General features: G+C 61.4%; 17 protein-coding genes. 5 read left to right on the top strand and 12 right to left on the bottom strand.

Features of this window, described 5'->3' with window-relative positions; genetic code table 11:
* Window positions 1-5 precede the first annotated feature (5 nt).
* Both AB8804_RS14760 and AB8804_RS14755 read right to left on the bottom strand, forming a co-directional pair.
* On the bottom strand, window positions 6-992 hold the full coding sequence (locus tag AB8804_RS14760; protein WP_297122972.1) for a DUF979 domain-containing protein: 987 nt from the start codon (window positions 990-992) through the stop codon (window positions 6-8).
* On the bottom strand, window positions 989-1,711 hold the full coding sequence (locus AB8804_RS14755; protein ID WP_371187388.1) for a DUF969 domain-containing protein: 723 nt from the start codon (window positions 1,709-1,711) through the stop codon (window positions 989-991). The genes AB8804_RS14760 and AB8804_RS14755 overlap by 4 nt, the downstream gene beginning before the upstream one ends.
* 244 nt (window positions 1,712-1,955) lie before the next feature.
* On the opposite strand from AB8804_RS14755, the gene AB8804_RS14750 reads away from it, so the two are divergent.
* The gene (locus AB8804_RS14750) at window positions 1,956-2,504 is read left to right on the top strand and encodes a winged helix DNA-binding protein (protein ID WP_371187386.1); all 549 of its coding nucleotides are present in this window, start codon (window positions 1,956-1,958) and stop codon (window positions 2,502-2,504) included.
* Window positions 2,505-2,507: 3 nt separating this feature from the next.
* On the opposite strand, the gene glgX is transcribed toward AB8804_RS14750, so the two are convergent.
* The 3 genes from glgX to treZ are packed head-to-tail and all read right to left on the bottom strand — an operon-like array spanning window position 2,508 to window position 8,886.
* Entirely contained in the window at window positions 2,508-4,580 is a 2,073-nt protein-coding gene (gene glgX, locus AB8804_RS14745; protein ID WP_371187384.1) for a glycogen debranching protein GlgX, read from the bottom strand.
* A 14-nt stretch (window positions 4,581-4,594) separates the two neighbouring features.
* Window positions 4,595-7,105, bottom strand: a complete 2,511-nt coding sequence (gene treY / locus AB8804_RS14740) for a malto-oligosyltrehalose synthase (RefSeq protein ID WP_371187382.1) — start codon at window positions 7,103-7,105, stop codon at window positions 4,595-4,597.
* Window positions 7,102-8,886, bottom strand: a complete 1,785-nt coding sequence (gene treZ / locus AB8804_RS14735) for a malto-oligosyltrehalose trehalohydrolase (protein WP_371187380.1) — start codon at window positions 8,884-8,886, stop codon at window positions 7,102-7,104. The genes treY and treZ overlap by 4 nt, the downstream gene beginning before the upstream one ends.
* 187 nt (window positions 8,887-9,073) lie before the next feature.
* Between treZ and AB8804_RS14730 the strand changes: the two genes are divergently transcribed.
* The gene (locus AB8804_RS14730; RefSeq protein WP_371187378.1) at window positions 9,074-9,958 is read left to right on the top strand and encodes an SDR family oxidoreductase; all 885 of its coding nucleotides are present in this window, start codon (window positions 9,074-9,076) and stop codon (window positions 9,956-9,958) included.
* 2 nt (window positions 9,959-9,960) lie between these two features.
* On the opposite strand, the gene AB8804_RS14725 is transcribed toward AB8804_RS14730, so the two are convergent.
* Window positions 9,961-10,845 (bottom strand): LysR substrate-binding domain-containing protein, encoded by an 885-nt coding sequence (locus tag AB8804_RS14725; RefSeq protein WP_371187376.1) that lies wholly within the window; start codon window positions 10,843-10,845, stop codon window positions 9,961-9,963.
* Between the two features lie 114 nt (window positions 10,846-10,959).
* On the opposite strand from AB8804_RS14725, the gene AB8804_RS14720 reads away from it, so the two are divergent.
* The 3 genes from AB8804_RS14720 to AB8804_RS14710 are packed head-to-tail and all read left to right on the top strand — an operon-like array spanning window position 10,960 to window position 14,149.
* A complete protein-coding gene (locus AB8804_RS14720) occupies window positions 10,960-12,546 on the top strand; it encodes a UbiD family decarboxylase (RefSeq protein ID WP_371187374.1) in 1,587 nt (528 codons plus the stop codon).
* A 15-nt stretch (window positions 12,547-12,561) separates the two neighbouring features.
* Entirely contained in the window at window positions 12,562-12,849 is a 288-nt protein-coding gene (locus tag AB8804_RS14715) for a VF530 family DNA-binding protein (protein WP_371187372.1), read from the top strand.
* 7 nt (window positions 12,850-12,856) lie between these two features.
* Window positions 12,857-14,149, top strand: coding sequence for a glycoside hydrolase family 10 protein (locus AB8804_RS14710; protein ID WP_371187370.1), 1,293 nt, complete (start codon window positions 12,857-12,859; stop codon window positions 14,147-14,149).
* Window positions 14,150-14,185: 36 nt separating this feature from the next.
* Here the strand turns inward: AB8804_RS14710 and dsbG are convergent, their stop codons facing one another.
* From dsbG to AB8804_RS14680, 6 genes are all read right to left on the bottom strand, one after another.
* A complete protein-coding gene (gene dsbG / locus AB8804_RS14705) occupies window positions 14,186-14,947 on the bottom strand; it encodes a thiol:disulfide interchange protein DsbG (protein ID WP_371187368.1) in 762 nt (253 codons plus the stop codon).
* A gap of 39 nt (window positions 14,948-14,986) precedes the next feature.
* Entirely contained in the window at window positions 14,987-15,709 is a 723-nt protein-coding gene (locus AB8804_RS14700) for a DsbA family protein (RefSeq protein WP_371187366.1), read from the bottom strand.
* 5 nt (window positions 15,710-15,714) lie between these two features.
* Window positions 15,715-17,748, bottom strand: coding sequence for a protein-disulfide reductase DsbD family protein (locus AB8804_RS14695; protein ID WP_371187364.1), 2,034 nt, complete (start codon window positions 17,746-17,748; stop codon window positions 15,715-15,717).
* Between the two features lie 46 nt (window positions 17,749-17,794).
* On the bottom strand, window positions 17,795-18,172 hold the full coding sequence (locus AB8804_RS14690) for a hypothetical protein (protein WP_371187362.1): 378 nt from the start codon (window positions 18,170-18,172) through the stop codon (window positions 17,795-17,797).
* A gap of 115 nt (window positions 18,173-18,287) precedes the next feature.
* Complete coding sequence (locus AB8804_RS14685) at window positions 18,288-19,832, bottom strand: methyl-accepting chemotaxis protein (protein WP_371187360.1); 1,545 nt, start codon at window positions 19,830-19,832, stop codon at window positions 18,288-18,290.
* 63 nt (window positions 19,833-19,895) lie between these two features.
* The gene (locus tag AB8804_RS14680) at window positions 19,896-21,107 is read right to left on the bottom strand and encodes a diguanylate phosphodiesterase (RefSeq protein ID WP_371187358.1); all 1,212 of its coding nucleotides are present in this window, start codon (window positions 21,105-21,107) and stop codon (window positions 19,896-19,898) included.
* Window positions 21,108-21,176: the final 69 nt, after the last annotated feature.

The following is a 21,176-nucleotide window of genomic DNA, read 5'->3' as shown; positions in this document are numbered from 1 at the left end:
GCTCCTTAGCGAAAGACGAGGAAATACATGAGGAACACGTTCACCACCAGCAGGGTTAACGCGGTCGGGATCTGAATCTTGATAACCTGATACTTGTCTTTTAGCTCCAGCAGCGCGGCGGGCACGATGTTGAAGTTTGCCGCCATCGGGGTCATCAGCGTGCCGCAATAGCCCGCATACATGCCGATCGCCAGCAGCGGCGCCGGATCGCCGTGGTGGTAGTTGATCAGGAACGGCAAGGCGATGCCCGCGCTCAGCACCGGGAACGCGGCAAAGGCGTTGCCCATGATCATCGTGAACAGCGCCATGCCGATGCAGTAAATCACCACCAGCATGAAGCGGCTGTCCGGGTTCACAAACAGGCTCACCACCTTCTGCACCGAATCGCCGGTATTGGCGACCACGAACACCCCGCCCAGCATGGCGAGCATCTGCGGGAGGATCACCGCCCAGCCGATGGTATCCACCAGGCGGCGGGACTGGCGAATGGCGTGCAGCGGCGTGCCCTTCGTCAGCCACCAGCCGGTGAGGATCGCCGCCACGCAGGCCACGCAAAGCGCGGCGAGCGTCAGCTGCTTCTGGTCGAGCAGATACACGCCGCCGATGGAGACGCCCTTCAGGAACAGCGTGCCGATCACCGTCACCACCGGGATCATCAGCGCGGGCAGGAAGAGCCAGTTTTTAAGACGGTTCGACGAGGCGACGCGCTCAGGCTCGGTAGACATTTTGTAATGCCCTTTCCCCACCAGGCCGAAGCCCGCCAGCAGCGCAATGGCGATCACGCAGCCGCCGATAATCCGGTACGCCAGCGAGCGCCCCAGCTCCTGCACCATCAGATCGCCAAACAGGAAAATGCCGCCAAAGAGGAACCAGAACAGCGCGGTGGTGAAGCGCTTCGGGTTGCCGCGGTCGCGCAGGGTCATGATCACCAGCAGCATCACCACGAAGCCGATCAGGTAGTACACGCGGTTGATCGTAATCAGGGTCATCATGATGCGATCTCCTGCGTGCCTTGCTCCGCGCGCCAGGCCATCACGTCGCGGCGAATGCTGGCGTCCAGCCGCAGCAGGCGCGTCATGTGGATAATCAGCGCGGCAATCGCGGTGGGGATCGCCCACAGCCCGATGTGCAGCGGCTCAATGCCCTCAATGCCGTTCTCCTTCAGGAAGGCGTCAATCAGCAGCACCGCGCCAAAGGCGATAAAGATGTCCTCGCCGAAGAAGACCGCGATGTTGTCGCACGCGGCGGCGTGGGCTTTGATTTTGTCGCGAATGTGCTGCGGCAGCTCGCCGTATTCGTTCAGCGCCGCCCCTTCCGCCATCGGCGCCAGCAGCGGGCGCACGGTCTGGGCGTGGCCGCCCAGCGACATCAGCCCCAGCGCGGCGGTGCCCTCGCGGGCGACAAAGTAGAGCATCAGAATGCGCGCGGAGGTCGCGCTGGCGATCTTCGCCACCCACGCCTGCGCCCGCTCCTTGAGGCCGTAATATTCCAGTAAGCCGATAACCGGCAGGATCAAAATAAACGTCGCCAGCGAGCGGCTGTTAACAAACTTCTCGCCGAACGTCTCCAGCAGCATGCCGAAATCCATGCCGACCAGCAGACCCGTCGCCAGCCCCGCGACAACCACCACCAAAAGCGGATTGAAGCGCAGCGCAAAACCAATAACCACGATCGGGATCCCGATCAGCGGCAGCAGCGTAGAACCGTCCATAACCCTGTACCCTATCCAAAGTGAGCGTGGCGCACCGGCGGTCTTTTCTTATTTCCTCATCCGCAAATGAGGCGTGACCGTCCGGGGCGCGATGTTGTGTTTTTCGTCAGGCTTCACGAAACCTGTGCTAAAAAGCTATATCTGAACCGCAAAAACATGTAAACAATTTATCAATAAAATGTTCTTATTTTATCTCTTTGTGTTTACATTTTTGGGTGAGAGTCACACTCCCGTAAGGAACGTTATGAGCGCCAAAAAACCTGTAGCCCCAGCCAACAACGATGATATTGCCGACGGTCGGATCGTCTCCTCGCGCCACCTGGTTTCCGAGCGCTGCGCGGAGCTTTCGGAGCTGGAGTACGCGCTGATCATGACCAGCAACGCGTTCAACAAGTGGATGGTGCGCTGCATGACGGCCGCGGGCGAGCCGGACATGGGCGCGTTTGACGTGTCGCTTCTCCACCACGTTAACCACCGCAACCGCAAGAAAAAGCTGGCCGATATCTGCTTCGTGCTGAACGTTGAGGATACGCACGTCGTCACCTACGCCCTGAAAAAGCTGGTGAAGGCGGGCTACGTGACCAGCGAAAAGGCGGGAAAAGAGCTCTACTTCTCGACGACCGAGGAGGGAAAAGCGCTGTGCATGAAGTACCGGGACGTGCGCGAGGCCTGCCTGATTTCCATTCAGATGGAAAGCGGCATTCCCGCCGCGTCGATTGGCGAAACGGCGCAGCTGCTGCGCACCATTTCGTCGCTGTATGACACGGCCGCGCGGGCGGCCGCGTCGCTGTAGCGTTTACGGACGTCGGAACAGGGCGATGCTTCGCCCGGCCAGCTCAAAATCGACGGCGTCGGTGATAACCGCGCCGCGCGCGTCACCGGCGGTGGAGAGCTCAAGCACCCAGCCGCCTTCGCCAAACTGCGGGATCTGGAACGGCACGGTGCCTTCAAACGGGTTGAACAGCATCAGCACGTCGTGCCAGATGCCCTCCTCCTGCTTCAGATCCGGCCTGCTGATTGAGACGCCGATCGTCGAGCCTTCGTCCCACTGCTCGGACTGCTGCGGCCCGCCCCCCGCGTTGAACCAGCGGATCTCCAGCCCGTCGCGCCAGCTTTCGCGTCGGAGCAGCGGCTGCGCCGCCCGCAGCGCAATCAGCCTGCGGGTAAAATCGCGCAACGCGTTGTCATTCTCCGAGAAGTTCGCCCAGTCTACCCACGAAATCTCGCTGTCCTGACAGTAGCCGTTGTTATTGCCCTTTTGCGTGCGGCCAAACTCATCCCCCGCCAGCAGCATCGGCGTGCCGTGGGAGAACAGCAGCGTGGTCAGGAAATTGCGCTTCTGCTGCTCGCGGATCGCGACGATGCCCTCGTTTTCCGTTGGTCCCTCTTCACCGTAGTTGCAGGAGCGGTTGTCGTTGTGCCCGTCGTTGTTGTCTTCGCCGTTGTCCGCGTTGTGCTTTTCGCTGTAGGAGACGAGATCGTTCAGCGTAAAGCCGTCGTGGGCGGTAATGAAGTTGACGCTCGCCCAGGGGCGGCGGCCGCGCAGATCGTATAAATCACCGGAACCCAGCAGGCGCGCGGCAAAGTCCGTGGTCACGTTCTCGCCGCGCCAGTATTCCCGCACGGTATCGCGGTATTTGTCGTTCCACTCGCCCCAGCCGGGCGGGAAGCCGCCGACCTGATAGCCGCCGGGGCCAATGTCCCACGGCTCACCGATAAGCTTCAGCTTTGACAGCACCGGGTCCTGCGTGACGGCGTCAAAAAAGCCGCCGCGCGGGTCGAACCCTTCCGGCTCGCGCCCGAGAATTGTCCCCAGGTCGAAGCGAAAGCCGTCGACGTGCATGGCCTGCGCCCAGTAGCGCAGCGAATCCATCACCATCTGCAGCACGCGGGGATGCGAGGTGTTCACCGTGTTGCCCGTGCCGGTATCGTTGATGTAGTAGCGGTGCTGGTCCGGCAGCGTGCGGTAGTAGCTGAAGTTATCGATGCCCTTGAACGATAGCGTCGGCCCCAGCTCGTTCCCTTCCGCGGTGTGGTTGTAGACCACGTCAAGAATCACCTCGATGCCCGCGTCGTGATAGGCGCGAACCATATCGCGAAAGCCCTGGATCCCGGCGGGCCCGTAGTAGCGCGACGCCGGGGCAAAGAAGCCCAGCGTGTTATAGCCCCAGAAGTTTTTCAGCCCCCGGTCAAGCAGGTGCTGGTCGTCCGGAAACCAGTGGACCGGCAGCAGCTCGACCGACGTAATGCCAAGGCTTTTGATGTACTCCACCGAGGCCTTATGCCCCATCCCCTCAAACGTGCCGCGCAGCTCGGGCGGAATGGCGGGATTGAGCTGGGTAAAGCCCTTCACGTGGCTCTCGTACACCACGGCGTGCGGCCAGGGGATCGCGGGCCGACGGTTGTCCTGCCAGTCAAACGCCTGAGGGTCAATAACCCGGCACTTCGGCGTAAACGGCGCGCTGTCGCGATCGTCGAAGCTCAGGTCTTTATCCTCGTGGCCCAGCGTGTAGCCAAAGTGGGCGTCGTTCCACTGAATATCCCCGACCAGCTCGCGCGCGTAGGGATCGATAAGCAGCTTGTTCGGGTTAAAGCGGTGTCCGTTTTCCGGATCGTACGGCCCGTAAACGCGGTAGCCGTACAGCGCGCCCGGCTTAAGGTCGGGAACATAGCCGTGCCAGACCTCGTCGGTGTACTCGGGCAGCTCGAGCCTCGCAATTTCGTGTTGACCCGAGGGATCGTACAGGCACAGCTCCACGCGCTCGGCGTGGGCGGAAAACAGCGCAAAATTGACGCCCTTGCCGTCATAATTTGCGCCTGTCTGCTGGCCGTGACCGGCCCGAATCTCAAAATCCGTATTCTTATTCATTGTGACTCCCCATGTTATTCGCTGGTCATCAGAACCAGGATGCATCCTTTTTCAGACGAGAGGTCCAGCGCGTCGTCAAGCGTGCGCCGTGCGCCGGTAAACAGATCGCGGTAGCGCTTGCCCGCGAATTCCGGCGCAAGATCGATAACGGTGTTCGCCCACAGCGCCGGGTCAGGTCCGAGCCCGCGCTGCGTGACGTCAAGGACGAGGCGCGGCACCACCACGATCAGCGCGGCGTCGTCCTTAACGCGCGCCCAGGCGATAAGGTGATTTTCACGATCGCCCCTCACCCGCAGCGGCAGCCAGTCTCCGTAGTGAAACAGCGCGGGCGCGTGCTGGCGCATTCGCAGCAGCGTCGCGGTGACGAACTGCTTCACGCTTCCGTCCCGCCAGCGCGCCTCATCGTGGAAGATGGTTGCGTCAAGCCCCGCAAGATTCTCCGCAAGCCAGGCAAAGTCCGGCTCGCGGCGGTTGTCGGGATCGACAAGGCTAAAGTTGAGCGCCTCGCTGCCCTGGTAAATATCCGGCACGCCGGGCGCGGTCAGCTTTATCACCGTCTGGCTCAGGCTGTTCATCAGCCCGGCGCGGACGAACGGCTGCAGGGCGTCGTTGAAATCCGCGAGGAACGCAGCGTTGTCCGGCGACAGCATATGCCGGGCATAGCCCAGCACTACGCTCTCGTAGCTTTCGTTGCTGTCCGCCCAGTCGGTGCGCTGCTTGGCTTCGCGCAGCGCTTTCTCCACGAAGCCGAGGAAGCGGGTTTCGAGCACGCTCAGCCCCTCGCGGTCGTCCGGGGTTTGATTCGCGGGCCAGACGCCCGCCAGCGCCTGGTAGAGCATCCAGGTGTCGGCCCCATCGGGCGCGGTGCCGTCGTTGAGAAAGCGCACGTGCGTCTGGTTCATCTGCCGCCAGCGCGCCAGGTTTTCCGCCCAGCGCTCCGGCGCTTCCGTCAGGGCGTAAAGCCGTGCCCGCGCGTCTTCTCCGCGCTTGGTGTCGTGCGTCGAGGTGCCCAGCAGCGCGTCAGGCTGTCGGGCCAGGCGGATGCGCATCTCCTGGTGAAAGCGGGAAACGGAAAAGGCGCGCGGCGCAGGATCGGCCCCCACTTCATTGAGCGCGAGATCCATGTTGTGGCGAAAGAACAGCGTGTCCTCAACGGATTTCGCCATCAGCGGCCCGGTCAGCTGCTGAAAGCGGGTGCGGAACAGCGCGCCGCGCTCGCGGTCGCTCTCGTTCAGCTCGCCGCGCAGGATCAGCACAATCAGCGTCAGCGCGCCCGGTTCCGGCACCTCCAGCGTTTCGACAACACGCGCCAGCAGCGCCTCGTCGGCAGGCGTTAGCCCGTCCGCGGTGCCGTAGGTGCGATACACCGGAAACGCGATCAGCAGCTCGCGCAGCGCGTGGTGAAGCGCCTCGCGCGGCACCGCCACGCCGTTGCGCTGCGCCAGTTCGTCGGCAATGTTCAGCAGCGTCGTAAACTCGCCTTCAAAGTTGCGATCGGTCATCAGCCCTTTCGCATCCCGCAGCGCCAGCTCCCGGTCGGTGGTTTCGCCGACGGTCTTATCGTGGATCGTTTCCAGCAGCTCAAGGTTGTTATCGTCCACCAGCACCTCGGCCAGCGAGGCGATAAACTCGTACCCCGTGGTGCCCGATACCGGCCAGCCGTCGGGCAGCTGCTCGCCCCGGGCGAGAATTTTTTCCACGGTGATATAGCAGTCCGGCCCCGCGGCCTGGCGCAGGCGATGCAGATACCCGAGCGGATCGGCCAGGCCGTCGACGTGGTCGATGCGCAGGCCGTCAACCACGCCCGCATGGACCAGCTCGAGGATCAGCCGATGGGTGTCGTCAAACACCGCCTCGTCTTCGACCCGCACGCCCACCAGCCCCGTAATTTCGAAAAAGCGCCGCCACGAGAGCTGCTTCGGCGCCTCGCGCCAGGACATCAGCCGCCAGCTCTGCTTCTCGTGCAGCGCGGCGATCGCCTCGGGACCGACGGCGGTGAAATCGTCAAGATCGTCCACGCTGCCCGGATTCAGCGGCCAGGCGTTCTCATAATACTTCAGTACGGGCCTTTTCGTGACACTGTCACGCTCAAGCGTAATGGCACCCTTCTCCAGCTCGGCTTCGAACGTATCGCCGAGGAACGGCAGGGTCATCGGGCGCGACCAGTCGATGTCGAAGTAGCGCGCGTAGCGGCTCTGCTCGCCGTGTTCGATGACGTCCCGCCACCAGCGGTTTTCAAGGGAGGTGGACATGTGGTTCGGCACGATGTCCAGAATCAACCCCATGCCCGCCTGCTTCAGCGCCGCCGCCATGCGGTCAAACCCCGCGCGTCCGCCGATGGACGGTTCGATTTCGTTGGGGTCGGTAACGTCATACCCGTGGGTGGAGTCCGACGCGGCGGTAAAAATCGGCGAAGCGTACAGGTGGCTAATGCCAAGATCCTTCAGGTACGGCACCAGCTCTGCTGCGCGGTCGAAGGTCATTCCGTTGCGAAACTGAATGCGCCAGGTTGATAACGGGATCATAACGGGGCCTCTCCTTTTGCAAAGCACACGACGATGCTGTTTGTTTCCAGCGCGTTGAGCTGCGCGGGCCAGCTAAAAAGACGTTCTCCGGGAAGCGCGGGCAGCGTCGCGGGCTTTCCGGTATTGAGCGCCAGTGAAAGCGTGCCCGTGGCAAACCGCCAGCTCACCGCCACCCTTCCGGGCGCCGTTTCCAGCACGCGGCCCTGCACCGGTTTACCGTCGCGCAGCAGCGGCACGATGTGCTGCTGGCGCAGGGCGAGCAGGCGCTGCGTAAAGGCCAGCCACGCTTTCCCCTCGTCGGACTCGGTTTTCTGCCAGTCCAGCTTCGAGCGCATAAAAGTGTCCGGATCGTTGGGATCGGGAACCGTTTCGTCGTGCCCGGCATGGCCCGAAAATTCGCTGGCGCGCCCTTCGCGCACGGCGCGGGCCAGATCGCCGTGGAAATCGGTGAAGAACAGGAACGGACGGGTTTCGCCGTACTCTTCGCCCATAAACAGCAGCGGAACGTGGGGCGACAACAGCAGCGCGGCGAGCAGCACCCGCGTTTTATCCGCTCCGGCGAGCGCGATCAGCCGATCGCCCTGCGCCCGGTTGCCGGTCTGGTCGTGGTTTTGAATAAAATCGACAAAAAACGTCGGCGGCTGCGCAGCGCACTCAACGCCGCGGGATTCCCCGGTCTGAGCGGAGACTTCGCCCTGATAGACAAAGCCCTCCGCCAGCGCGCGGGCAAATTTCTTTTCAGGCTCAATGGCGAAGTCCTGATAGTAGGCGTGGGTCTCGCCGGTGGCGAAAACGTGCGCGGCGTTGTGGAAATCATCGTTCCACTCGGCGGTAAACAGCGGCGCGTTGCCCTGCTCGTCGCGCGGGTGAAGGAACACCACGTTGCGGCTGTCTTCGGTCGTCAGGTGGACGTGCCGGTCGGGAATTGCCTCGCGGATGCGGGTGGCGATCTCCTGCAAAACGTGGGTTTGCGAGGCATCCTCAATTTGATCGATGGCGTCAAAGCGCAGCCCGTCGAGGCCGTATTCGGTGAGCCAGTACAGAGGCGCTTCCACGATGTATTGCCTGGCGGGCAGCGACTCATAGGCGATGGCGTTGCCCCACGGCGTCATGCGGTCCTGATGGAAAAACGCCGGAGAGAGCGCGGGAAGATAGTTACCTTCCGGGCCAAAGTGGTTCAGCACGATATCCAGCACCACCGACAGCCCGAGAGCGTGCGCGGCGTCAATAAGCGCGTGAAAATCCTCCGGCGTGCCGTAGGCGGAATGCGGGGCGTACAGCAGCACGCCGTCGTACCCCCAGCCGCGCGCGCCGCCAAACTGCGACACGGGCATGATTTCGATCTGGGTGATACCAAGCTGCGCGAGATAAGGGAGCCTGTCGATGGCCGCCCGGAACGTGCCTTCCGGCGTAAAGGTGCCGATATGCAGCTCGTAAATCACCGTCTCTTCCCACGGTCGTCCCTTCCAGCTTTCGCTATCGGGCGAAGCGCGACGGGAATCGACCACCACCGAAGGCCCGTTAACGTCCCCTTTCTGCGCGCGGGACGCCGGGTCCGGCACGGTCATGCCGTCCGCCAGCCGGTACTGGTATTCGGCCCCCGGCTTCACGCCCTGAACGTCGACCTCGAACCAGCCCTCTCCCGCGGGCGTCATGACAATGTCCTTTCCGTCCAGGCACAGCGTCAGTGATTTTTGCCCTTCCGCCCACAGGCGAAAGCGAACAACGTCATCGGAAATAAACTCGGCACCCCAGTGCCGTTGAAATAATCTGGATCCCATTCTCATCCCTCGATTGAGCCACATTTTGCGCGACGCGAAATACAAGCTTAGTCGAGGTTTAGGGGCATGCTTCGAACGCTATCTATTGATTCCCTGCGCGAACCGGATTTATCCGAATTGCCGAATTCTGTGATTTTCCTCGCGAACGCTAACTATTCTTACTATTCACATCACAAAGGAGACCGGTATGACGACAGGAAATAACCACACGCTGAATTACCCTCGACCACCGTTTGCTGAACAACCTCAGCAGCCGCCGGGGCTGGCGTCTGAAATGAAGCCGCTGCCGGATCATGGTGAAACGAGCTATATCGGTTCGGGCAAGCTGGCGGGTAAAAAAGCCCTTATTACCGGCGGCGATTCCGGCATCGGGCGCGCCGTTGCCATTGCGTTTGCCCGCGAAGGTGCCGACGTGGCGATTGGCTACCTGCCGGAGGAAGAGTCCGACGCGGCGGCGGTGATCGCGCTGATCCAGGCGGAAGGCCGCAAGGCCGTTGCCATTCCCGGCGACATCCGCGTGGAGTCATTTTGCGATACGCTGGTTGAAAAGGCGGTGGACGGCCTTGGCGGGCTGGACATTCTCGTCAACAACGCCGGACGCCAGCAGTACTGTAAAGCGATTGAGGATCTGACCACCGCAGATTTCGACGCTACCTTTAAAACCAACGTCTACGCGCCGTTCTGGATCACCAAGGCCGCGCTGCGCCACTTCGCGGAAGGTGCCGTGATTATCAACACCTCTTCCGTGCAGGCGTTCAAACCGAGCGAGATCCTCGTGGACTATGCCCAGACCAAGGCCTGCAACGTCGCCTTTACCAAATCGCTGGCGAAGCAGCTCGGTCCGCGCGGTATTCGCGTTAACGCCGTCGCGCCGGGGCCGTACTGGACGCCGCTTCAGTCCAGCGGCGGTCAGCCGCAGGAGAAGGTGCAGCAGTTTGGGGAAGATACGCCGCTCGGCAGGCCCGGCCAGCCGGTGGAGATCGCCCCGCTGTACGTGCTTCTGGCGTCAGACGCCTGCTCGTATGCCTCCGGCCAGGTATGGTGCTCCGACGGCGGCACGGGCGTTGCCTGAGGTTAGCCGCGCGTCAGCGTGCTAAGAAATTTTTTGAGCACCTCGGAGCGGATGATGCGGTGACACACCAGCGTCAGCTCGCTCTCGCTGAGCCTGTCGAGAATGTCGATAAAGACCACGTTCGGCAGGTTCAGCGTCTTCGCCGAGGCGGGAAGCAGCGCCATGCCAAATCCCGCCGACACCAGGGTCAGCACGCCCGGCACGTCGGTTGCGTGCTGAACCACTTTCGGCTCAAAGCCCGCGTGGCGGCAGACGTCGTAAAAGTACTGCTCCAGCCCCATTCCCTCCGGATCGCTTAGCGCAATCCAGTTTTCTCCCTTTACGGACGCCAGCGTCACCGTGGCCGACGCCGCAAGCGGGTGCTGACGGCCCAGCGCAAGCACCGTTTTCTCCAGCGCAAACGGACGCGCCTGCAGGTCCTCAGGCAGCGGCGGGAGCGGCGCGCGCACGATCGCCACGTCGAGCTGGCTGTTTTGTACCTCAGAATAGAGCGCCTGAACGTTGCCCGTCCTCAGCGACAGCGAAATCCCCGGCCACCGGGAATGCAGCGCGCGCAGCGCGTCCGGCAGGCGCGCGTCAAACATGGCGCTGGAGACGCACCCCAGGTTCAGCACGCCCTGCTCGCCTCTGGCCGTTTTGCGCGCGTCGCCGACCGCCCGGTCGACCAGCTCGATCGCCAGCCGCGCCTTTTCGAGGAAGGCTTCTCCCGCGGGCGTCAGGGTCAGACGGCGGTGGGCGCGGTTGAACAACGTGACGTCCAGACGCGCCTCCAGCGCCTTGATCTGCTGGCTCAGGGCCGGCTGCGCCATGTTTAAGCGCTCCGCGGCCCGGTGCATGTGCAGCTCTTCGGCAACGGTGATGAAGTGGCGCATCAGTCGAAACTGCATCCGCGGTTTCTCCATAATTGATAATAAAATTCGTATCAAAATAGCATAAATGATGCAATTGATGCTCTTTCCACTTCGATGAAAAATAGCGCTATGCCATCTAAGGAGGAAAGTATGGAAAACACGATTCACGACCTGAGAAGCGCCATTGACCTGCTGCAAAAGCACGACGGCCAGTACATTGAAACCGATCGTCCGGTCGATCCTGACGCCGAACTGGCGGGGGTGTATCGCCATATCGGCGCGGGCGGCACCGTTAAGCGTCCGACCCGCACCGGCCCGGCCATGATGTTTAACCAGATTAAAGGCTACCCCGGCTCGCGCATCCTGGTTGGCATGCACGCCAGCCGCGAAAGAGCCGCCCTGCTGCTGGGCTGCCCGCCGTCCGAGCTGGCCCAGCACGTGGGCAAGGCGGTGAAAAACCCGATTGCGCCCGTCGTGGTGCCCGCCGCGCAGGCGCCGTGTCAGGAGCAGGTCTGGTACGCGGACGATCCGAACTTCGATCTGCGCACCCTGCTGCCCGCACCGACCAACACGCCGATTGATGCGGGGCCGTTTTTCTGCCTCGGGCTGGTGCTGGCGAGCGACCCGGACGACCGCTCGATCACCGACGTGACGATCCACCGCCTGTGCGTGCAGGGGCGCGACGAGCTGTCGATGTTCCTCGCCGCGGGCCGCCACATAGAGGTGTTCAGGAACAAAGCCGAAGAGGCGGGCAAACCTCTGCCGGTCACCATCAACATGGGCTTAGACCCGGCTATTTACATCGGGGCCTGCTTTGAAGCGCCGACCACGCCGTTTGGCTACAACGAGCTCGGCGTCGCCGGCGCGCTGCGCCAGCAGCCGGTCGAGCTGGTTCAGGGCGTGGCCGTTAACGAGAAAGCCATCGCCAGAGCCGAAATTATCATTGAGGGGGAGATCCTGCCGGGCGTTCGCGTTGAGGAAGATCAGCATACCCATACCGGCCATGCGATGCCGGAGTTCCCCGGCTACTGCGGCGAGGCCAACCCGTCCCTGCCCGTCATCAGGGTGAAGGCGGTGACGATGCGCCAGCACGCGATCCTGCAAACGCTGGTGGGGCCGGGCGAAGAGCACACCACGCTGGCGGGCCTGCCGACAGAGGCCAGCATCCGCAACGCCGTGGAAGAAGCCATTCCCGGCTTCCTGCAAAACGTGTATGCCCACACGGCGGGCGGCGGTAAATTCCTCGGTATTTTGCAGGTGAAAAAACGCCAGCCCTCCGACGAAGGGCGTCAGGGCCAGGCGGCGCTTATCGCGCTGGCCACCTACTCCGAGCTGAAAAACATTATCCTCGTTGATGAAGACGTGGATATTTTCGACAGCGACGACATTCTCTGGGCGATGACGACGCGCATGCAGGGCGACGTGAGCATCACCAACCTGCCCGGCCTGCGCGGCCATCAGCTGGACCCTTCCCAGTCGCCCGATTACAGCACCTCGATCCGTGGGAACGGCATCACCTGCAAGACCATCTTCGACTGCACGGTGCCGTGGGCGCTGAAGTCGCGCTTCGAGCGCGCGCCGTTTATGGAGGTGGACCCGCGTCCGTGGGCGCCCGATCTGTTTCCTGAGGTGAAGTCAGCCCGGCGCGGGGAAGCGCGGCAGCTGAAAAAGGAAAATTGCCGCCTTCCCCGCTTTCTTGTACCCTTTGAGCGTTCAACCCAACCCCACAAAAAATGAGACATTGGACGCCCTATGAGTGCACATATTTCCAAAGATCCTCTGCACGGCGTGACGCTGGAAATGCAGATTAACGCCCTGGTCGCACGCTACGGCTGGCGCGAGCTGGGGGAACGGATCAAAATTAACTGCTTTCGCAGCGACCCTAGCGTGAAATCCAGTCTAAAATTTCTACGGCGCACCCCGTGGGCGCGCGCGGAGGTCGAAGCGCTGTACCTCGATTCCCTTAGCGATACGGCCCCGGAAGTACCGGACGAACCCGCCTTTAATCCCTGGGCCAACAGCAGGATAACCAAGAGCTAACACATCAATGATGCGACGTGTAAAACGGACAGGCGCGCTGGTTGGCTGCGCGCTTTTACTTGCCAGTTGCTCCTCAAAACCACCCAAATCGCTCGTGACCCCGCCTTCGTCGGTCGCTCCCCCTGCCCAGCAGGCCAATGAGCCGATGCGCGGCATCTGGCTGGCAACGGTTTCGCGCCTCGACTGGCCGCCGGTCTCGTCGGTCAACGGCGTTAACCCGCAGCAGCGCGTCGCGAAGCAGCAGCAGGCGCTCAGGGACAAGCTCGACAAGCTGAAGTCGCTCGGCATTAACACCGTCTTTTTCCAGGTCAAGCCCGACAGCACCGCGCTGTGGGCCTCAAAGATCCTGCCCTGGTCAGATATGCTGACCGGCAACATCGGCGAGTATCCAGGCTACGATCCGCTGCAGTTTATGCTTGATGAGGCGCACCGGCGCAGCATGAAGGTGCACGCGTGGTTTAACCCGTACCGCGTCTCAACCAACACCAGGCCGTCGACCATCGCCGCGCTGAACCGCACCGCGTCGCAGCATCCTGCCAGCGTTTACGTGCAGCATCCCGACTGGGTGCGCATCTCCGGCGATCGCTTTGTGCTCGATCCGGGTATTCCTGAAGTGCGGGACTGGATCGTGCAGGTGGTGAGCGAAGTGGTCAGACAGTATCCCGTCGACGGCGTGCAGTTTGACGACTATTTCTATACCGAAACGCCAGACTCCAGGCTTAACGATGCCCAGACCTTCCGGCAGTACGGACAGGGGTTCGCCTCAAAAGCGGACTGGCGTCGCCACAATACCCAGCAGCTGATCGTCCAGGTTTCGCGCGCGGTGAAGCAGATCAAGCCGGACGTGGCGTTTGGCGTCAGCCCGGCGGGCGTCTGGCGCAACCGCTCGTTCGATCCGGCGGGTTCCGATACCCGCGGCGCGGCGGCGTATGATGAGTCCTATGCGGACACGCGCCAGTGGGTGCAGCAGGGGTTACTCGACTACATTGCGCCGCAGATTTACTGGCCGTTTGCGCGCGACGCCGCGCGGTACGACGTGCTGACCAAATGGTGGGCCGACGTGGTGAAGCCGACCCACACCCGCCTGTACATCGGCATAGCCTTATACAAGGTGGGCGCGCATTCGAAAAACGAGCCCGACTGGACGGTCAACGGCGGCGTGCCGGAGCTGAAAAAGCAGCTGGATCTTAACGACGCGCTGCCGAACGTCAACGGTACGATCCTCTTCCGCGAAGATTACCTCAACCAGCCGCAGACTCAGGACGCGGTGAACTACCTCAAAGGCCGCTGGGGAAGCTGATGCCGCGGGCGGAAACGGATTGTTTCCGCCCGCTTTTTACTCCGGCTTTGGCCCGAACATCGCCACCAGCTGCTTCGCATCCGGCATGCCGACCACCTGCTGGAGCTCGTTTTGCTCATTCATGTAGTAAATCGCCGGGGTCGCGTTCGCGCCAAGGGAATCCATAAGCGCCTGATGCTGCTGCAGCACGGCTACGGTTTCGCGGGAGGCCGCCGTTTCGGGCTTAGGCAGCTTTTTCCCGTTGGAAAGCTCGTACTCGCGCCAGGCCGCAACGGGATCGCTGGCGTTCAGGATTGCCGCGGCGTTGCGCCCGCTTTTCGGATTCAGAAACGCCACCAGCAGCGTGTTCAGCTGGACTTTATTCGCCTTCACCCACGGCTGCGCCTCGGCCCAGAACGCCTTGCAGTACGGGCAGAACGGATCGGCAAAGACGAACACCTTGCGCGGCGCGGCGTCGGCGCCCTCTTTTAACGGTTTAGCCGCGTTCAGCTTCTGCCACATCTCCCGCCCGAGCGGGGCGTAGATCTCTTTCTGGAAATAGCCTTCGCTCAGGTTTTTGCCCGCGTCGTCATACAGATAGCCGGAAATGACGTGCTTGCCGTCCGGGGTTAAAAACAGCGTGACGCCCATGTCCTGATACTGGCCAAGCCACGCGGGTGCGCCGCCGGGAGCATCAATTTTCTTGATGATTTTGATCTCCTGCCGATCGCTAAACTGCTTTACCACGTCCGGAATGGCCTCCGCGGCGTGGGCCAGCCCCGACGCCGCAAGCAGCGACAGTAACGGTAATCTTTTCATCTTCTTCTCCGGTATGCAGGGGGCCGAAGCCCCCTGTCGTTAGCGTTTTTTCAGCGCGTCGCTGACCATCGCGTCAAACTGCTCGTAAGGGATCCAGCCCGAAAGCATCTGGTCGCCGACAAGGGTAGCGGGCGTGCCCTGAATGCCCAGCTTTTCCGCCACGGACAGGCTGCTTTTCAGCGTTTCCATACTCTGCGCGTCCGGCTTGCTGATGCTCACCCCCGCCCGCTTTTTCGCCGCCTCGATGCTGGCATCGTCGTGGTAGCCCTTTTTCGCCATCAGGATATCGTTAAAGGCCATAAATTGCTGCGGCTGCGAGCGCCAGAGCATCAGCGCGTCCCGCGCGGACGTCACCGAGCTTTCGGCGCGATAAGGCAGGAATTTGAACACCACCGCGACGTCCGGGTACTTTTTAACGATCTTCTCCATGTACGGATCAAATTTTTTGCAGTACGGACAGTTGTAGTCCGTGAAAACAACCAGCGTCAGCTTCGGATTTTTTGCGCCAATGCGCGGCGAGCTGGGATCGTTAAACAAAAAATCACCGTTCTGGGCGATGACTTTCTTTATCGCCTCCTCACCCGCCAGCATGTTCTGCTGGTCGAGCTTTTCCGCCGCCTGGGCAAGGATATCGGGCTGGTTGATCAGCGTCTCACGCACCAGTTCCTGAACGCGTTTTTCCTGTTCGGGCGTAAGCGGACCGGCGGCCATGGCCTGAGCGGAGGCGCTCAGCAGTAAAAGCGTAATAAGCGTTTTTTTCATTTTCGTTAACCTTTGGCGTTGTTCAGTGCGGTCATCAGGGCCTGCTTGTTGAGCAGCGGAGAGAGGATCTCCCCGTCGGGCTTGCCCGGGCCTGACACCTCGTTAAAAGGGATGGCGTAGCGGTTTCGCTTCGCGAGGAAGTCGGCAATCAGCGTCGAGGGCTTGCTCCAGTCGCCGCGCAGGGCAACCACGTCCGGCGCGTTAAGCGCGGCAATAACCTCCGGCTGATTTAACACCCGGTGTTCGTTGACCTTGCAGGTCACGCACCAGTCGGCCGAAATATCGACAAACACGCGCTTGCCCTGGCCGAGAGCGGCCTGGATCGCCTCTTCGCTGAGCGGCTGCCAGTTGACCGCGTCGACGCTCGCCCGCGAGGCGGCGGCCTGCGGGGGCTGGACAACGTCGCGCAGCTGATACCCGCCAAGCGCGGCGAGCGCGATGATAACGCCCCAGAACAGCGGAGAGCCTTTTGGCCCGGTGCGGGCAAATATCGTGATGGCAATAACGATCAGCACCAGCATCACCACCTGGCTCGTCGCCTCGCCCAGATGCTGGCTCAGAAGCGTGACCAGCCACAGGCTTGAGGCCAGCATCATCAGCCCGAGAACGACCTTCAGCGTGCCCATCCAGCGGCCGGGCTTGGGCAGCAGCAGCGCCGTTTTGGGGATCAGCGCCACGAACAGCCACGGCAGGCTCATCCCGACGCCGAGCATCAGGAATATCAGCCACAGGGAGTGCAGCGGCGCCGCCAGCGCAAAGGCCACCGCCGTGCCGAGGAACGGCGCGGAGCACGGCGTGGCGAGCAGCGTGGCAAATACGCCTTCGCAGAAGCTTCCGGCCATGCCCGTGCCGCCCGCCGTCGCCAGACGCCCCGCCGCCGCGGACGGCAGCAGCATCTCAAACGCGCCGAACAGGTTCAGGGCAAACAGGAACGTCACCGCCACCATCAGGCCGATAAACCATGGGTTCTGGAACTGAATGCCCCAGCCGAGCGACGCGCCGGTCAGCTTGAGGGCCGTCACCATCGCCGCCAGCAGCGCAAAGGAGGTCAGTATCCCTGCGCTGGTCGCGAGGAAGCGCAGGCGGATTTTCCGCGTGTCGGAACCGGCGTGCAGCACGCTGCTGAGCTTCATGCCCATCACCGGCAGGACGCACGGCATCAGGTTGAGGATCAGCCCGCCGAGCAGCGCGAACAGCAGCATGCTGCCCAGGCCGGTTTGCGCATCATCCGCATGATCCGCTGCCGGGCGCGCGCCGACGGTCATCTCGGTTTGCTGCGCCCGGTCGCCGTTTGTCAGCACAAACGACAGCTTTTTCCCCAGCAGCGACGCGGGCCTGTCGCCCCACTCGTCGGTCACGGGCACGGTGACGCGCAAATTTTCGCCATTGTGCTTAATGACCGGCTCGCCCGGCAGTACGTCGCCTTCCAGCGGGTCAAAATAGATCCCCGGATTTTCCCAGCCGCCCTGCGCCGTTCCGGTGATAACCAGATCGCCTCCGTCCAGCCAGGCGGCAAGGTTTGATGTAATGCCGGAATCCCCCGGGATCGCGCGCATTGCCTGCTCAAACGCCGCCTGGAAGCCGCCGTCAACCGGCTGGCTAAAGTCGAGGCTGAGCGGATAGTCGGTCAACAGGCAGACGTTGCTGCAGGTGGACAGCGTCAGCGTGCCGTCAAGCGTGTCGCTGCTTGTCCCGGTGATGACTATCGGGATCGCGACCTTATTGTGATAGCCCTGCGTGGTCAGGCCGGAGATATCAAAGCGCGACGGCACCGGCCAGTACCAGCTGTCCTTGACGCCTTTCGGCCAGACAATCTGCGGGGCGACGCCCCCTTCGCCCGGCGAGCGCCAGTAGGTTTTCCAGCCCGACTGCAGCTCAACGGTGAGCAGGCCGAGAATGCGGTCCTGGCTTTTTTCTGCCTGGAAACGCACCCGGGCATGGTTGTTTTGTGGGGATGTCATCCAGCCGGTATCCGCCGCATGGGCAATGCCCGTGCAGGCGAGCAGCAGGAGGACGAAGCCCCTGAAGACGTGTAACATTTTTTACTCCGTGTACAGTGAAAGTTATCGTGTGGTTACGATGGTTTCACTCACGGAAAACGCAGTTTTTGAGGTGTATTCGCGGCGGCGGCGACTGAACGACGCGCTCTCTGAAGACAAGCGTACGCAGCGGCGTAAAGAGCTGCAGCAGCGCAAAGAAGAGGATAATGGCGGGAAGCGCGCCGTCGAAGAACATGGGCTGGGCGCACAGCAGAGACTGCGCGCTTAGCTGGCAGGGCGATGGCCCCGCCGACTCCGTATCGCCCGCGGGCTTCGTGGCGTCAACCGTCAGGGACGTCTGCGCCTGCTGTCCCAGCCCCTGCAAAAAATGGTTGAGATAGACCGCGCGTTGGACCAGGCAAAGCGCCATCGCCAGACACGTGATTATCAACAGCCATTTACCCAGAAGCGGACGGTTACGCATAACGTTCCAAAATATGAAGACGCCACGATCATAAACGATACCAATGAATCTACAAGTCCCGAGTGTGTAAGGATTTGTCTTTGTGGGTTATTGGCCTGTTAGCGCGTGGTACACGTCATGCGGGCAGCCTAAAGCTCGAGATACTTTGCGTCAGCTGCTGCGCCTGCGCCTCCAGCGAGGCCGCCGCGGAGGCTGACTGCTGAACCAGCGCCGCGTTCTGCTGCGTGACGCCGTCCATCTCGGTGACCGCCTGGCCAATCTGACCGATACCGCGGTTCTGCTCCTCGGAGGCGATGGAAATCTGCCCCATCAGCGAATTGACCTTATTGACCGAAGAGATAATTGCGTCGATCACGTCACCTGAACGATTCACCAGCGCGGCGCCATTTTTGACGCTGGATACGGACTGCGCGATAAGGTTTTCGATGTCTTTCGCGGCCACCGCGCTTTTCTGCGCCAGCGTGCGCACCTCGGTTGCCACCACCGCAAACCCGCGCCCCTGCGTACCGGCGCGTGCGGCCTCGACGGCGGCATTCAGGGCAAGAATGTTTGTCTGGAAGGCGATGCTGTTGATGACATTGGTGATATCTTCGATGCGCTGAGAATTGGCGGCGATGGTATTCATGGTCTCAATGACTTCACGCGTGACCGCCTCTCCGGTGTGGGCGTTAGTCACCGCGTCCTGGACCAGCTTGCCCGCCTCGTAGACGTTATCGGTGTTATTTGCCACGGTCGCGTTCAGCTCTTCCATGCTGGCCGCGGTTTGCGTCAGGGCGGCCGCCTGCTGCTCGGTGCGCGAGGCAAGGTCGATATTACCGGCGGCGATTTCCTGCGCGGCGTGGGTGACGCTGTTGCTGGCATCACGCACCTGCGCAATGGTGTCCAGAAGCGCCAGGCGCATCTGCTCCATTGACCCCATCAGGTGGTCAATTTCATTCCCCTCGCTGCCCTTCACCGGCACCGGAATATCCAGCCTGCCCGCGGCGATTTGGCTACAGTGTTCACGGGCCAGGTTGACCGGCGCGAACACGAAGCGGCGCATCAGCAGGCTGACGGCAACGATCACGGCGACGAACAGGAAAGCAATCCCGGCAATGATCGCCAGGCCGGACACGAAGTTATTCCGCGCGTCTTCGTTCAGGCGTTTGGCATATTTCTGATGAACGGACAGCACCTGGTCGAGGACCACTTCGTACTGGCGGTCTAGCTGAGAAACGGTGGGGATCAGCGCGTTAAATTTCGCAACGTCGTGAGCGGCCGCGGCCGCGATAAACGGCTCCAGCCCGCGATCGCGATAGTTAAGCCAGGCCTCCCGATAGGCGCTCACCAGCGGCGCTTCATCCGCCAGGCGCGGCGCGGCCATAAAGGCCGCAAAGGCGCCATCGGCCTTGGTCAGCGCTTCTTTCACGGCATCCAGCCTGGCGGCACCGTCGGCGGTATTCCCCACCTCGACCATCTTCACGTACTCCATCACCCGCACGCGCAGCGTACGGCTGTGGTTGATCGGGTCGATGATGGACAGCACCACCTGAATCTCTTTATTAACGTTATCGAGCGAGTTGTTGCTTTTAAGGATGAGACCAACCGTGGTGATGGTGCTGGCGACAAAGAAAAACAGCAGCGAAAACAGAACGATCAGCGATGATTTTTTTAACGACATAACTACCTCAGGATAAACACTCCCTATAGTTATCGGCTGAATCGTTTCTTTAATTAATTATAGTTAGTGCCGCATGTGCGGCCAGTGAATATCGCCGACGCCGTTGAGCTGCGGGCGGGCAAACAAAAAGCCCTGAAAGCGGCGTATGCCTGCGGATTCAAGCCACCGCCACTCTTCGAGCTTCTCAATGCCCTCGGCGACCAGCGAGATTTCCAGATCGGTACAGCAGCTGACGATGGACTTGACGATCGCCTGCTTGGGTCCGCTCAGGTGAACGTTGCTGACGATCTCGCGGTCAATCTTGAGTTTATCCGGCTGAAACTTGGTCAGCAGCGATAGCCCCGCGTAGCCGGAGCCAAAATCATCGATTGCCAGCCCAATTCCGGTGCCGCGCAGCGCTTTAATGGCGTTGTTGAAGGTGTTGAAGCCGGAAATCATCTCGTTTTCGGTCACTTCGATAATGACCTGCTCCGGCTGAAGGCCGCTGAGCTGGATTTGCTCAACCAAAAACTCGACAGCCCCCGGCACGTTGACAAGCGACATCGGCAGCAGATTCACCGCTATTTTATGGCTGCCGATCTTCAGCCTTTTGGCGAGCGCAAACGCGTAGGCTTTGGTCTGAAGGTCGACCTCATAGATCTTCGCGGGATCGAGATTGGCAAAGAATTGCTCAGGGCTGCCGCCGTCGTTACCGCGGATCAACATCTCCAGCGAGCTGATTTTCCCTTCGTAGGGCTCAACGATTGGCTGAAGGGCAAACTGACAGGTCTGACCGTCGATGAGGCCTGCGGGTTCGCCGAACGGGTGTTTTTCGCTGGTGAGCGTCCACGCCTCGGCCCGTTCATCGTGGTGCCGATGGGCGTAGTTCCCGCGGGTGATAAACGACTGAATGAATTTGAATACCCGATCGTCTGACGCAAGGTAGCTTTCAAGCTTGCTGTAGCGCAAGACGGACTGGAGAACGGTTTTCGGGGACCTTACCTGCAGATCGAACAGCAGCATCCCCACGTTTTCGAAGCGTCGGCGGGGACCGTAATCGCGCATCAGCTCGACGACGGAGGCGTGGCGCTTGTCCTTAACGATGCGCTGATAGAGCGCGACGACGCGATCTTCGCGGCCCTCAAGCACCTGCAGGATGTCCTGCCCGTTGAAAAGCATAATCCCCGTAATGCCGAGCGCCGTGTTGCGCTGCTTTGCCTGTTCAACCAGCATATTCAGCGCGTCATCATGACAGGATGAATCCAACTGGCTTCGGTAGATGAGTGTGGTCAGCACAGTATAGGGTCCTGTAGTAAGGGGCGTATCATGCGAGTTTCAGCATACTGTACTGCGTGACGTTAATAT

It is taken from the genome of Enterobacter sp. KBR-315C3_2022 (genome assembly GCF_041399425.1).
In the GTDB taxonomy this organism is placed as follows: domain Bacteria; phylum Pseudomonadota; class Gammaproteobacteria; order Enterobacterales; family Enterobacteriaceae; genus Enterobacter.
Note: the sequence above shows the minus strand (reverse complement) of the source record. Positions and strands in the feature narration are given on the sequence as shown.

Excerpts from the sequence above, each read along its gene's own strand:
- AB8804_RS14760 (WP_297122972.1), bottom strand. The coding sequence starts at position 992 with ATGATGACCCTGATTACGATCAACCGCGTGTACTACCTGATCGGCTTC.
- AB8804_RS14755 (WP_371187388.1), bottom strand. The coding sequence starts at position 1,711 with ATGGACGGTTCTACGCTGCTGCCGCTGATCGGGATCCCGATCGTGGTT.
- AB8804_RS14750 (WP_371187386.1), top strand. The coding sequence starts at position 1,956 with ATGAGCGCCAAAAAACCTGTAGCCCCAGCCAACAACGATGATATTGCC.
- glgX (WP_371187384.1), bottom strand. The coding sequence starts at position 4,580 with ATGAATAAGAATACGGATTTTGAGATTCGGGCCGGTCACGGCCAGCAG.
- treY (WP_371187382.1), bottom strand. The coding sequence starts at position 7,105 with ATGATCCCGTTATCAACCTGGCGCATTCAGTTTCGCAACGGAATGACC.
- treZ (WP_371187380.1), bottom strand. The coding sequence starts at position 8,886 with ATGGGATCCAGATTATTTCAACGGCACTGGGGTGCCGAGTTTATTTCC.
- AB8804_RS14730 (WP_371187378.1), top strand. The coding sequence starts at position 9,074 with ATGACGACAGGAAATAACCACACGCTGAATTACCCTCGACCACCGTTT.
- AB8804_RS14725 (WP_371187376.1), bottom strand. The coding sequence starts at position 10,845 with ATGCAGTTTCGACTGATGCGCCACTTCATCACCGTTGCCGAAGAGCTG.
- AB8804_RS14720 (WP_371187374.1), top strand. The coding sequence starts at position 10,960 with ATGGAAAACACGATTCACGACCTGAGAAGCGCCATTGACCTGCTGCAA.
- AB8804_RS14715 (WP_371187372.1), top strand. The coding sequence starts at position 12,562 with ATGAGTGCACATATTTCCAAAGATCCTCTGCACGGCGTGACGCTGGAA.
- AB8804_RS14710 (WP_371187370.1), top strand. The coding sequence starts at position 12,857 with ATGATGCGACGTGTAAAACGGACAGGCGCGCTGGTTGGCTGCGCGCTT.
- dsbG (WP_371187368.1), bottom strand. The coding sequence starts at position 14,947 with ATGAAAAGATTACCGTTACTGTCGCTGCTTGCGGCGTCGGGGCTGGCC.
- AB8804_RS14700 (WP_371187366.1), bottom strand. The coding sequence starts at position 15,709 with ATGAAAAAAACGCTTATTACGCTTTTACTGCTGAGCGCCTCCGCTCAG.
- AB8804_RS14695 (WP_371187364.1), bottom strand. The coding sequence starts at position 17,748 with ATGTTACACGTCTTCAGGGGCTTCGTCCTCCTGCTGCTCGCCTGCACG.
- AB8804_RS14690 (WP_371187362.1), bottom strand. The coding sequence starts at position 18,172 with ATGCGTAACCGTCCGCTTCTGGGTAAATGGCTGTTGATAATCACGTGT.
- AB8804_RS14685 (WP_371187360.1), bottom strand. The coding sequence starts at position 19,832 with ATGTCGTTAAAAAAATCATCGCTGATCGTTCTGTTTTCGCTGCTGTTT.